The organism is Xanthomonas sp. NCPPB 3959 (assembly GCF_056675575.1).
The window spans coordinates 329,680-344,123 of record NZ_JBWWVR010000001.1; the positions used below are offsets into that span (position 1 = coordinate 329,680).

The 14,444-nt window shown below is 64.3% G+C and carries 2 protein-coding genes (1 of these 2 running past the window's edge); both read right to left on the reverse strand.

What is annotated here, in order from left to right; genetic code table 11:
* Positions 1-12,943, reverse strand: partial view of an Ig-like domain-containing protein gene (locus tag AC1KVG_RS01235; RefSeq protein WP_481093241.1) — the beginning only. Its footprint begins 22,982 nt before the window's first position; only the first 12,943 of its 35,925 coding nucleotides appear in the window; it begins with the start codon at positions 12,941-12,943; its stop codon lies beyond the left edge, outside the window.
* Between the two features lie 103 nt (positions 12,944-13,046).
* A complete protein-coding gene (locus AC1KVG_RS01240) occupies positions 13,047-13,931 on the reverse strand; it encodes an efflux RND transporter periplasmic adaptor subunit (protein WP_481093242.1) in 885 nt (294 codons plus the stop codon).
* Positions 13,932-14,444 lie beyond the last annotated feature (513 nt).

The window sequence follows — 14,444 nt, forward strand, 5'->3', positions numbered from 1 at the left end:
CGGCGCCGTTGCCCGTATTGGCGGCCGTGTAGGTCACACTGGTACTGTCGCCTGGACGGACGGCGCTCGGGCCGGTGACGGCAGAGGCGACCAGGTTCGCCACCGGGGCCAGGGTGATCTGCATCGCCGCCGAGGCCGCGGTGTTGTTGCCGGTGCGTCCCAGTTCGGTGACGGTGTTGTTGAGGTTGGTCAGGACCAGGATGTAGTAGGTGCCGACGAGGTCGCGCGGCAGCGCGACGGTGGCCGTACCGGTGTAACTGCCGTTTACCCCGAGGACGCCCGTATGGACCACCGAACCGGCGAGCACGATGTCGTTGACGGACGGCGTCGGTGAGCGGGCCAGCACGATGCGGTCGTTCCACAGCGCCAGGTCGGTCGGCGAGTTGCCGGTGTTGGTGACGATCCAGGTGACCTTGACGTTCTCGCCGCTCAGCGCGCTCGCGGGCACGGCGACAGCGGAGACGCCGAGATCCGCATAGGCGGCGGTGACATCGATGCTGCGCAGTGCGGAGAGCGTATCGGCGCGCGTATCCGGCAGCAGCACCTCGCCGAGCGCGTCGGAGCGCACGCGTAGCGTGTAGCGGCCATTGGCGACCACGGGCATGGTCACGCTGAGGTTCTGCGCATAGCTCTGGCCGTTGGCCAGCGCGCCGGTGTGGCGGACGCTGCCGATCACCATGTCGGCCATGCCGTCACGGCTGAGGATGATCTGATCCGTCCATGCACCGGCGGTCGGTACCTGGCCGGTGTTGCTGACCGTCCACGAGACGGTGAGCGGCTGGCCTGTCGTCGCCTGGGGCGGCGTGCTGACGCCGGATAGCTGCAGGTGGGCGTACTGGGTCACCGCCGAGACCAGCGACGACGACGCGGCGTTGTTGTCCTCGGCGCTGCCGGCGAGGTTGGCTTCGAACAGCACGCCATTGCCGGCCGTGTTCTGGTCGGAGGTAACGGTGATCGACAGGTTGCCGGCACCCTTCAGGCCGTCCGGCAGGCGGAAGGTGAAGCTGCGTAGACGACGTTCGCCGGCGCCGATGGGACCGTTGGCCACGCCGTTGATGATGGCAGCGGGATCGTAGGGCAGGGTGGTGTCGACCAGCACCAGTCCGTTATCGGCACGGGCAATCGTGATGCGGTCCATGAAGGCCGCGGCGGTCGGGCTCGCGCCCTCGTTCCAGTCTTCCCAAGTGACAGTGACCACGCCACCGGCACTGACCTGCGTGCTGACGACGGTGAGGTTGTGCACGGTGAGGTCTGGACCGGCGACCACGGATGCCGATGCGGTGTTGTTGGTCTCGCCCGTGCCGACGGGATTGGCCTCGTCGATCTCGCCCAACGCATCGGCGATGACGCGAATCGTGAAGTTGCCCGCCGCGTCCACGCCGGAGGGCCAGGTGAACGTCGCATGGCGGCTGCGCGTCTCGCCTGCAGCGATCGGTCCCTGTGCAAGAAGGTCGCGCAGGGTCACGGTGGCGACGAGGCGACCGGTCGAGGTGTTGCGGATATCTACTGTTTCACTGAACGGCTGGGAGACTTCGCGGTCGCCGGTATTGGCCAGGATCCAGTCGACGGCGACCTGCTGGCCGGCCACGAAACCGGATGCCGGCGACAGCACCAGACCGCTTACGCTGAGGTCCGCGTAGGCGGCGAGTGCGACGTCTGCGTTCACGACGGCGCTGTTGTTGGTTTCCTTGTTTTCCTTGACCAGGTTGTCGGAATCGGCAATGACCGTGATCGAGAGCATCCCGGCCGCGGCAGCGCCGGCGGGCAGGTGCAGCATCAGCTGACGGGTGATGGCGCCACCGCGCGGAATGCCGAGGTTGCCATCGTAGGGCACCGTGATGTCGAGCAGGATTTCGCCGGTGGCGATATTGCGCACAACGACGCGATCGTTCCAGGCGCTGCTCGTGTCGAGCGTGCCGCGGTTTTCCAGCACCCACGACAGCTGTACGGTCTGCCCGGTTTCCAGGCCCGTCGCGGGGCTCAGTTCCACGTGGTTGACGCTCAGGTCGGGGGTCGGATCGGACAGCAGCGTGCCCAGGTCCACGGTGGGCGTCTGCGGTACGTGGATCAGGCGAATCGTGGCATCCGCCGCGAGATGCGTGTCGCTTCCCGTGCGTTCGATGATGAGGGTGTAGTGCCCACCCAGCGTCAAAACACCCAGGTCAATGCCAGTGCCGTCAAGCCGGTACTGCCAACGTCCCCCCTGGTTATCGTAAGAGCTGCTGACGCTGCCGAGTGCATAGCGACCGGTCACCGGGCGACCGGTGGGATCGATCAGCTGCCAGCTCATGGAGTCCGCGTACTCATCCATGAGCGCGCCTGGCAGGACGTCGAGGAAATATGCCTCGCCCGCAACCAGGTCGAGGTCATACATGGCGATGCCACGCGGCTGGTCGATGTGGATCTGGGCCGTGCTGTCGACCGGCAACGGCGTGGCTACGCTCGCGTCGAGCAGGCGGAACGAGTATCTGCCCGCCGACCCGTTGGCGCTGCCGAGCACGAGCATGTAATCGCCGGCTGGGATGGTGATGGCGTAATCGCTGTTGTAGTCGCCGTAATTGATGTAGCCGCTGTTGATCTGTCCTTGCGGACCCATCAGCTGCCATAGCACCGGGGTGTCGCCGGCGAGCCCGTCGATGACGATGGTGGTGTCGTGGTCGGCATGGATGTCGTAGCGCACCGTCGCGCTGCCCGTGGGCACCTGGCCCTGGGTGACGACGTTCGGGACCAGCGGTTGGGAGCTGCTGCTTACGATGAACTGGTACTTGGCCTGGGTGCTCTGGCCCGCCGTGTCGAAGACGAGGGAGTACTCGCCGGCGGCGAGCCCGTAGAAGCCCCTCGAATACGTGGCATCGCCACTCGCGATCACGTCGCCTGCCTTCGAGACCAGGCTGAAGCGCAACGGGTAGGCATTGTTCCTCCCGTCGAACCAGAAGGACCCGGAGGCGTCGACATTGATCGTCCAGGCGAGCGCGCCGGTGGTTGGCGTGAACGTGCCCGACACGGCGACGCCGCTGGCGATTGCCGGCGCGCTGCTGATGTCGTCGAGACGGAATGTCACACGGCGCGCGTTACCGTCCGGCGCACTCAGGCGCAGCGTGTAATGCCCGTCGGCCGGAAGAAGGATGGCCTGGACCGGGAGGTAGTCCGGGGCACGTGAATACACCAGCACGCCGCGTTCGTCGAAGAGTTCGATGCGGGCGTTGAAATACCCCGGGGTGGAGAGCCACAGGACCTGGTTGGCGCTACCATCGAAATCGTAGAGCGCTGCTCCGGTCGCCGGAATCGAAGCGACGATTGACGTGCCGAGGGCGATTGAGCGACTGGCAACGGTCAACGAGAAATCGTTGAAAAATACCTCCCGGCCGGAATCGTTGTCGCGAACGAGATAGTAGCGGCCCGTGAAGGGCAAGGCGCCCGATGTGTCACCGCTGCCGAGATCGGCAACCAGCGTGCCGTAAGCGTCATAGACGCGCCACGACGCGTAGTCGCTGCGGTAGGAGATCGTGACGACTTGTCCGGCCTGCGCATCGAAGCCGTAGGACGATGCCCTACCGCCGTCAACTTGTTGGTTAAACGAGCCACCGCTCGGCGTCATGGTGTTCCGTGCGAGATCGTGAACGGTCAGATCCAACGAGCCGTAACCGTCCAGGCGCAGATTGTAGAGGCCCGCCGTGACGCCGAGGACCACGCCTTTTCGGACTGAGGACCGGTCGAACACGCCACTGGCCACGACCTGCCCGTTGCGCAGCAGGCTCCATGCGCGGGGTGTATCGGCGTAGGTGACGTCGATGAGGATCTGCGTGCGCTCGCCGATGGTGAACGAGAAGTCGGTGGGCTGGTAGGCGTTTACCGATAGATCCGGCGCATTAGCAGTGCGGCGGACGATGACGTCGATGGGATCCGAACCGGCGGTGAGTCCCGTGAAGACGAGGCGATAGGTGCCTGAGAGATTGACGTAGGTGTCATTGCCGTCAATGGCACCAGACGTGACCGGATTGCCATAGGCGTCGTATAGCGCCCAGCTACCCGGCTGGCTCCTTGCGAAATGGATGTGGAATGGCCCGTTGGTCTGCGTCTGGAAGGTATAGACCTGTGGAGCGCCGTTGCCCGGCACCACCCGCAAAGGCATATCGACCGTCAATGCGACAGGTGACGAGGCATCGTAGAGCTTGAGGTCGGTGACGTTGTCGCCGTCGTTACTGAGCGCGAGGGTGTAGTGGCCCGGCGGCAGGTCGATGAGGGCGAACGAGGCGTCATGGTTCCAATAGCCCGAAAGTAGGACTCCGGTATCGGACGTCAGCGTCCAGCGACCATAGCCGTTACCCACGCTGTCAGTGCCCAGGAGCAACGTCGATGGGTGAGACAGGTCGAACCCGTAGATCGCACCGAATGCATCGTTGCCGGTGGCGGGGACGGACATGGCGTCGCCCAGCGCGACCAGCGGGGTGGTTGCAAGCGGCGCGCTGAGCTGGAGCGTGTAGTCGCTCGGGTCGCTGCTCTCGAATGTGTTCACCATCCGCAGGAAATACGTGCCGTCGGCGGGCAGCGCCGGCAACAAGTTGTCGGCGGAACCGCTGGAAGTGGCCAGCACCGTGCCATCGGGAGCCAGCAGCGCCCAGTCCATGCCGTAGGTGGGCATGCCGAGTTTGCGCACCTCGCCCGCACGGCCTTCGAAACGGGCGAAGCCCGCGAAGCCTGGCGACAATGTCACCGTGACATCCTGTCCGCTGCTCAGAACGGTCGCGGCGCGCAGGTCGATGAAGGACGCGCCGAACGCGGAAGCGTACCCATAGCCGCCATAGGCCGAGAGAAAATCGACGCGGTAGTCGCCGGCGGGCAAGGTGAGCAGCACGCCTGTGGCGCCGCCGCTGTAGAGCGGGAAGTCACGATCGACGCCGGCACCGGAGACATGGATGCGCAGATCGGCCGGGACATGGTCAAGTGCGATGTACCAGCTACCCTCGACGCCAACATGCAGCGAGCGCGAAGCGAAGTCGCCGAAGCCGCGGTAGTCGATGTTGTCCGGTCCGTCCAGCTTAGCCACGGGCGTGTCGGTGAAGTACAGGCCGTCGCCGATGTATCCGCTGGCATCGACTCTGAAGTACCAGGTCTCGTTGGCCGCTGCGGCGAGCAGGATCGGATCGCCACTGTTGTCGCCTTCGCCATTGAAGTCGATCGGGGCCAGGCCTGGACGGAACAGGGTCACGCGGCCCTCGTACGTCGGCTTCATCAGCCACGACTGTCCCGCAGTGACCGACAGGGCGTACAAGCCCTGGCCGCCGGTGCGGTGCGCGTCGGCGGCGAGCGTCGTTGCGGAGGCGGAGGTCTGCACACGCAGGGGGAACGTGCGTGCAACGTCGTTGCTGTTGGCCACGACAAGGCGGTAGTCGCCGGCGGCCAGGCGTATGACCTGCGAGCCGTACGCTGACAGCTGATCTCCGCCGAGTACGGGCTGGCCGGTGGCGGTCAGCAACTGCCAACTCAGGTTGTACTGCTGTTCCGTCGAGACCAGCCAGACGAAGTCGTCATGGTCAAGGTGGAACGTGACACCGGCGCTGCCGTGCGCGGCCAGGGTGATGTCGGCGGCAGTGTCGGTGGAAATCGCAACGTCGGCCGGTGCCGTGGGCGCCGCGAAGCGCGTGGTGGCGCTGAAGGTGACCGGCGTGCCCTCGGCGTTGCCATCAATGCGCAGGTAATACGTCCCCACGCGCTGGAGGGTAATGTCGGCTGCATTGGTGCCGTAGCCCCAGAGCACGACGTTCCCGACTGAATCAATCACGTTCCAGCTGAGGTTCGACGCTTGGCTCGTCTGCACGAGCGTCAACGTGGTACCGGTGGTGGCGTCGATACGGATGTAGCGCGCATCACCGTAATTCGTGGTGTCGACGGTAGCCGTGCCGCCGCCAACGAGTACCGGAGCCGCCTCGAGGCTGTCGAGACGGAAGGGGAGTCCCGCATCGCTCTCGCTGGCGCGGGCAGCAGCGGCGAATGACTCCTGGCCGGATGCGTTGCGGTTGCGGAAATGGATGACGTAGCTGCCCGCAGCGAGAGCGGTCAGCTCGTTGTTGGAGCTGTAGCGATCCTGCGCGAACCACGTGGTGCCGGCAACATCGGTGATGTCGTAGGTACCGTAATGCATGCCATCCGGGAAGGCGAGGTAAACGGTCCGGGCGCTATCTAGCGTGAATGCATAGGCCTGTTCGTAGCCGTTGTCGGCATTGAGGTCGAGCGAAGCGGTCGTGCCGAGCGCCAACGGCTGGACCGGGACCACGTACGGCGCGATGGTGAGCCGATAGCCGACGCTGCCACCGAGCCCCTGACGCTTCACCATCAGCTGGTAATCGCCGCCGTCGGTACGCCGCGTGAAGTCGAACGGACCGTTGCCTTCGGCCACGATATTGCCGCTATGGACCACGGTCCAGTAGATCTCGTTCGCGTCGTCTCCGTAGACGACGAGCGATGCCGATGCGATCGATGTGTTCGACGGCAGCGTGTAGACGGCCGCCGAGACCGTGTCGTCGAACGTGTAGACGGTGCCGGCATCCGCCGTCTTCGCATCGGTGAGCGACAACAGTTGGACGGTGTAGTCGGTCGACGGTTCCTGGGTGCGGATACGCACGACGTAGTCGCCGGCGCGGATCTGGCGCAGGGAACCGTTGAGGTAAGTGCTGTTGCCGTAGGCGTCGACCAGTTCGATATCCGCGTTACCTTGCGGCACGACGCCGTAGTACCAGCCACTGTGTGCAAGGTGGATCAGATACTCGGACTGGGCGCTGACATCGCTAGTGCCCGCGATATTTCTACCCGCGACGACAGTCGGCAGGGCGGCGTGACTGACGCCGAGTTCGATCTGGGTCGCATCGCCATCGATCAGCAGTGCATAAGTCCGCACCGATAGAGCACCGAGGTCGAGGTCTGCGTCACCGTAGCCTTCGAAGACGACGTTCAGGCCGTCGAGCAACATCCAGTGCGCCTGTCCACCGTTGGCGGTGAGGTGGAACCGGGTGCGCTCCAGATCGGTCACTGGCAGGGTAAATGCGGCGACACCACCGGCTGGGAGGGTGACGGTCGCGCTAGCGCCGAGTGCCACCGCTGCGTAGGGCTCGACAAGGGCGAGGGTGTAGTCGGCCTCGTCCGAGGTGGCGCGCAGCTGTAATTCGTACGTGCCAGCGGCGAACGCCGTCGCGGCACCGGTCAGTGCATCGAGTGTCGTCCACGCGCCGGCCTTGCCGTCGGCCACCAGGCGTGCCTGTACAGCGCCGGAGCCGCCGATATGCAGGATGGTGTCGTTGCCGAGGGTCAGGGTGCGGACGAAGAGATCGCCCGTCCGGTCCAGATGTCCCGACAGCGACGCAGTGGGAGCAATCGCGGTCGGTGCGATCGGATCGATCCGCAGTGCGACGGAGAGGTTGCTGGCCGTGGCCGCGGCGCGTTCGAGCACGAGCGTGTACAGGTCGCTATTGAGCGTCGCTGTGCGCAACGTGCCGGCGCCGGTCCCCGAGACGACAAGGTCGCCGCGACCGCCGTACAGCTTCCAGCCCGAAATGCCGTCGCCGATGATTGCGAAGTCGAGTACGCGGGCAAATGGCAGGTCGAAGCGGACGACGCCCGTGGCGGCGTCTGCGGGGATTGTCGCCTGGCTACCGCCAAGCACGACGAGCGGCGCGACCGCGCTATCCAGCGTCGTCAGCGAGTAGTGGGCGTTGTCGGTGAGGGCGGCAATCGTGAGCTGGTATTCGCCGGCGGCGAGTACCGCAGTCGAGGCGTCGGACGAGCTGTCGTTCCAGTCGGTGACGAGCGAGCCGTCGAGCGCACTGAGGCGCCAATGGATGCCATTGGATCCGGCATCGCGGATCAGCTCGCTCAGCGGCAAGGTCTGCGCGTAGCCGACCGATAGCCGGTAGGTGGCGACGTCCTGTGCATGGGCCAGGTTGCCGCCCAGCGTGTCGCCGAGTGGTACGGCGGTCGACACCACGACCGAGGTCGCAGCGCGTTCGACGCTGCCCAGCGTGTAACGGGTACCAGGCGCGCCTTTCAGTACGACGGTCCGGTCGGTGCCGGCGAGCACGCCGCGCGCGATGTCGGTGCCGTTGAGCGGCCCGCGGCCCTGGAAGACGATCCGTCCCGCGCCGTCGTAGACGGTTACGGCGATGTCCGCATCGAGTGACAGATCGAGGTCGGTGAGCGGCTGGGTCGCCGCAATGCGCAATACCGCGAGTCCGTCGGCGGCGAGATCGCCGGTCTGGCTGCCGCCGCCGGGCTGGGCCGCGATCGAGGTGAGGTTTACCAGGTCGAGCGAGAAGGTTCCCGGCGATGCCGTGGCGACTTCGAGTAGGTAATGGCCGCTGCCGACCGAGACTGGCAGCGCGTCGGCGCCGCTACCCGTGGCTACGACGGTGCCATCTGTCAGCAGGATCTTCCACTGGGTGCCGGCATCGCCGCCGCGCACGACCAATCGCGTGGCCGTGGCCAGGTCCAGCGTGTATTCCGCAGGAAATGCTGCCGAAGTCGTGCTGCCCGTGACCGGTTGCCCAACAATTGCGGAGCCGCGCAGACGATGGTCGATATAGACCGTAGCCGGCGCGCCGGTCAGGGGGGTGCCGTTGTCGTTGTCGTTGCCGTTGCCGGTCACCAGGACGAACCAGGTGCCTTCGCCGGGCAGCGTGAACGACAGCGTGTCGCCAGCGGCGACGCTGCGCTGGATGCCAGTGTTGTTGCCGCGCATGTCGTAGACCGTCGCGGTCAGGCCGAAATCGGCATTCGCATCGAGCCTCAGCGCGTCACGGTTTCCCGCGTCCACTCGCAGGACTGTTGAACCAGCGCCGGTGGCAAGGTCGAGCGGATGCGCGACATCGGTCGTGACGGGCGATAGCGCACTGAACAGCTGCAAGTTGAAGCCAATAGGCGTCGCCACACCGAGCGACGAACTGATCGCCAGCCGATACGTGCCGGCAGCGGGCAGGGTGAGGACACTGCGCGAGCCATGGTCGAGCGACCAGCCGCCCGCGATGGTGCCGGTCGGGCCGGTCAGCGTCCACTGCACGCCAGGCGAAACCAGCAGCGCGTCGATCAGAGCGATGTCCGGGGCGTCGATCGAGAACTGGTACACGGTCGACTGGCCGGGCACATTGAGACGGTCGTGGACCGGGGTGCCGGGAACGAGCTCGCGCGTCACCGTCGTCAGCGCGAGCATCGTGACTGTGGACGTGACGGGCTGGTCCACCGTGCCATTGCTGTTGACCAGCAGCGAGTAATTGCCCGCTGCCAGGGCCAACGACGTGGATGTGGAATTGCCCCAGCCCGAAGCGACGACGTTGCCTTTTCGGTCGTACAACGTCCACGAGGCGCTTCCACTGGTGGTCAACGCGACGGCGTAGTTGCCGTCCGTGATGTCCATAGAGTACGCGCGGGTGTTCGGCTTGTCGGTCGCCGCCGGGGTCGGCGCGCCGGTGCTCAACGCCGTCCTGCCCGCTGCGGTCACGATTCGGAAGCTGAAATCGTCGGTATCCAGGCCCTGCCGCTGGACGGCGAGCGTGTAGTTGCCGGCGGCCAGGCGCAGGGTGATCTCGCCGTTCTGGAAGTCGCGCGAAGAGAACACCGCGCCACCCGGGCCGACGAGCGACCAGAGCGTGCCGTAGTTTGCGGCGCTGCCGACGAACGAAACCAGTTGCTGGGAATCGATCGTGAAGCCGTAGAGGATCGAGCCGCCCATGGCCGGCACCGAACCGGCGATGTCGCTGTTCAGCGCCGCGGTCGTGTTGGTTTGTTGGCGCACGCCGATCGTGAAGGGCATCGCGACCGTGGCGGGTGTGTTGGTCGAAGGCTGCAGGGCCAGCGTGTACTGGCCGGTCTGCGTCAGGGCAATGTCGGGAAAAGTGCTAAAGCCATAAAACGAATTGGCAACGATGTTGCCGGTCGGCCCGTAGAGAGCCCAGCGGCCGATGCTGTAGTCGGCTGACGGCACCATATACAGATTCTGGCCCGCGATGCCCTGCACGTGGAACAGGCGAATCTGATCGCCTGGTGCAGTGGACGCGACGAGGGCACCGGGCTGGACTTCAGGCGTGACCGACCCATCGAGCAGGCGGAAACGGTAGTCGCGCGGAAGGTCGCCGATGGTGCGCAGGCTCAGTGTGTACTGTCCTGCGGTAAGCCAGATGCCAACTGTATCGGACGTCGTCTGCGTCTGGTTGTAGAACACCTGACCATAGCTATCGACCAAATTCCAGCGCAGGTCCGTGCTCGTGCCGCCGCTGAGCGTATCGAAGTGGACATAGCGCGGTTGGTCGATGGTGAAGGTGTAGCTGTCGACATCGGCACGCCCGGCAAGGGTGCCGGAGACCACGTCGTTCATTGGAAGTGCCGTCGTCGAGCGGTCGACCATGGCGATGGTGAGCTTTTCCGTCTGGCTGCCGGAAGGCTGATATCGCGCGAGCAGGTAGTAGGAGGCGCCTGCCGTGAGGTTGTAGACAACGCCACCGGTGACGTTATCGTAGTTGCCCGGGACGGCGCGGCCAAACCCGTCGTACATCGCGTAGTCGGCGTAGTTGTCGGAAAAGACGGTGACGCCTCCCGCACTCGGCACGTCGATGCGTAGCGGCGTTGAGGCGTTGCCCGGATGAGTGACCTGGGTGGACTGATTGAACGCGAGAAGCTGGGAAGCGGAGGCGTCGACCACGCGCAGTGCGTAAGCGCCGTTGCGTGACAGACCACCGTCGTAGGTGGCCCCCTGCAGGGTGAGCGCATAATCGCCGGCACGCAGGAAGAGCACCCGATCGCCATACGAAGAGATGGTCAGGGTGTCCATGGCCATACCGCCGTGACCGACGAGTGTCCAGGTTGCACTGCTGTAATCGGCCTGGTTATCGAGTACGTAGACGCCGTCGCTCGGCACGGTGAAACGCAGCGTGCGTGTCTCGTCCCAGGTATCGAACGTGCCAGCGACCACTGCACCGAAGCCGATCGCATCGCCGTCGGCAAGCGCGGCCGGCGGCGTGTTCGCCCCTTTTTGCAGGGTCAGCGTGAAATCGTTTGGGGCGCCGGCGTCCACGAGCAGCGTGTAATCGCCGCCGCTGGCCAGGTCGAAGCTGTCGCTGCTGTAACCAAGGTAGCGCGTGTCGACAACGATGTTGCCGTAGCTATCGACGATGCGCCACCTGGCGTCGTAGCTGTTGATTGACGAGGCGACGGTGAAATGGTCGCCGGCCTGCGCGCTGAAGCGATAGGCGTGGGTCTGGTTGGCGGTGTCGTTGTGGATCGTCACCGGCGTATCGAGCGCGATCGGTGGCGCCAAGGGCAGGGCGAGGATTGCAAACGCGAAATCGCCCGTGTCGTTGCCAATCGCATCGATGGTGAGTGTGTAGTCACCCGCATCAAGGAAACGAAGGATGCTGTCGCTGCCGAGTTGCCTCTGACCGAACGACGAAGCGCCGTTTCCGTCTAGAGTCCAATAGATGCCGTTGCCGATGCGGCCGTCGAATGCCAGCGCGGTGGCGCTGTCGAGATGGAAACGATAGACGGTCCGCTGCCCGGGCAGGGCGATCGTGCCAGCCACGGTCGTGGCGGCCCCGAACGAGCCGGCATCGAGCGTCTTGACCACGTCGGGCACGGCCTGGAAACGAAAGCCGAAGGTCATGGGTGTCGACGGATCGTTCGACCCACCGCTGACGACCACGATGTACTCGCCGCTTGCGTTGGCCGTGAATCGTGTTCCCGCCGAAGGCAGCGCGGTGGAGTTCAGTACCGAGCGACCCCGGGTGTCGAAGATGCGATATGTGGCACCGTCACTGCTGGCGGTCACCGCGGACAGATCGTAGTTCTGGCCTTGCTGGACTGCGAGACGGACTACGCTCGACGACCCTGCCGCATCCAGCGTGCCGCTCATCGCTTGGCCATCGACGGCAGCCGGCGACGCGCCGAGGTCGTGCATGGCGAAGCGGAGCGTGCCGATGTCGGAAGATCCGCGTTCCAGCGTCAATGTGTAAGAGCCGGTACCCAGCGCAAACGTGCCGTAGTCCAGGCCGTAGTAACCGCCAAGACGGTTGCTGGTGAAGCCATTGGGGCCAGTCAGTGTCCAGTAGTAGTCGCGGTTACCGAGATTTTCGAACAGCACGCTGCGCGGTGTATCGACATCGAAGTGATAGCGCAGCGACTGGCTCGGCAACGGAGCGGTGACGGTCGTCGCCTGATCCAGTGTCAGCGCCGCGTCGAGATCATCGACGCGCGAGAGTTTGAAACCGAAATCGACTGGGGCGGTGTTGGACTGGGGGCCGTCCACCAGCAGCAGGTACGGACCGCTGAGACGGGTGGAAAAGCCGGTCGTCGTCATTTCCATGCCGGTGCCGGAGCGCTCCTGCTCCCCGTTCGGATCGATCAGTCGCCAGCTTGCCTGCGGGTTGGTACCGGCCAGGCCGGTCGTCACCATGGAGAATTTCTGCCCGGCCGATGCATCGAATCGGTACACCGCCGTATCGTTGCCCTGCTGTAGCGTGCCAGCGGTGTTTTGGTCCAGGGCGATTGGCGCCGCCGTTTGCGCGTCAACGATGCGCAGCGCGTAGGAGCCGACTGCATCCGCCGTTCCGCTGACGGTCAGCGTGTAGGTCCCGGCACCCAGGTCGAGTGCACCGATATTGCTTTCGGTGTACGCAAACGCAGAGCTGGCAATGGAGCCACTGGCGTTGCGAAGTGACCAGGTGATGTCGGTCCGGTCGGTCAGGCTGTCGAGAATGACCTTGCGATCATCCTGCAGATTGAACTGGAAGTGGTTTTCTTGCCCTGGCGTTGTGAGCGTGCCGTCGATGGCGATGGCCGCCGGGTTAACGTCGCCGGAAAGGAGCACACGAGGCTCCAGCGCTTCGAAACGAATGGCTGCGGGCGCCTGTTCCGTTGCCGCGACATCGTTGCTGACTTCCTTGCTGGACGGGCGGTTCGACGTTTCCATGCTTATTTCCCCTGTGTGCGGCGCCATCGGTGCCCGTCAAGGCACGCGAAATGAATGTTCGGATAGTGGTATTACGCGCAGTTGGACACTTGCGCATGACGCCTTACGGCGTCTGGAATTGAGCCTTGCACTTCACGCCCGACGGAAGGTCGAGCGCGCTGTTGGGCAGATCGAGGAGAACCACGAAGGTGCCGCTTGCGGGATCGATCACACGATCGATGTTGGCGACCTTGGCGGGATAGGGACGGTTGGGCTGCACTTCGGATGTGACACGCACCGCAGCACCGATTTTTGGTTCCCCAAAGGCACGCATCGGCATGACGACGCGCACCCGCAAAGGATTGAGCCGGGCGACCTTGAGGATGGCGTGCTTGCTGGCGCCGGGACTGGCGACCTCTCCCGGCCAGATCATTTGGTCCACCACGACGCCATCGAAAGGGCTGCGGACGGTGCGCAAAGCAAGTTGCGCGCTCTGCTGGCCGAACTCTAGACGCGCAACCTCGCGATTCTCCTTGGCCGTCTGCAACTCCGCCTTTGCAGTACGCAACTCAGCTTCTGCATCGTCGCGATCCTGCGGTGACATCAGCTTTTCCGCCGCCATGTCACGTCGACGGCTGTACTTGCGATCAGCAAACTCAATCTTGGATTCGGCCAGCCGGCTGGGGCCCGTCAGTTGCGATTTGTACTTTGCAAGATCGGCTGCGGCTTGCTCGGCGCGCGACTCGAGAATAGCCAACACCTGATTGCGCTTGACCCGGTCGCCTCGCTGCACAAGCACCTTGTCGACCATGCCACTGACCGGCGTGCCGAGCTCGATCGTCTGTGCGGGTTCGATCAGGCAGTCATACGATGCCTGGCGGGGTGGGGCGGCGGCTTGCACCGTCAAAGCACAGCCCAGGCAGGCGAAGAACGCCAGTCGCCTTGTTGAACCCAGCCGGTCCCCAAAGTACGCCATCCGCGCACCTTCCTTGCGAGCAATCACGTCCATGCCTCTCTGGCCGTCGCGGAGCCGCAGGTTGCGTCCCCCCTGTCACGACGACCGAAACTAAATTTATCCGAGCTGAACCGGACTCGCAAGCAAATATTCAAAGAGCTCAATCTTTTTTCGCACGACAAAAAAGACCAAAGCTTTTACAAACAGCAGGTTATATCGCCAACTTGATGTTGGTGCGAGCACCACACCATCTCCCCTAGGTAGCACTTCAGTTTGGACTCGCAGCTACCGAGATCGATGTTGGTCAGCTGCTGAGCACAAGCTGGCGGAGTCACGCTGCCGGGCTGGGAACCAGTGCCTTCAAAACCCTCCAATTAGATAAGCTCCTGACACATCAGTTAATCCTATTAACGTGACGCGTTAAATAATAAAAATATGCTTGCGTAGTGCGGCTTTTGTTCCAAACCTCAGGAGGGAGCGTTTTGTCGATTGGCACCGCGACTGCCTTGGGATGCAGTGCGGGGCGCCGCGCCCACCCCACGCTGACGCTTGCAGCAAGGTCACGAA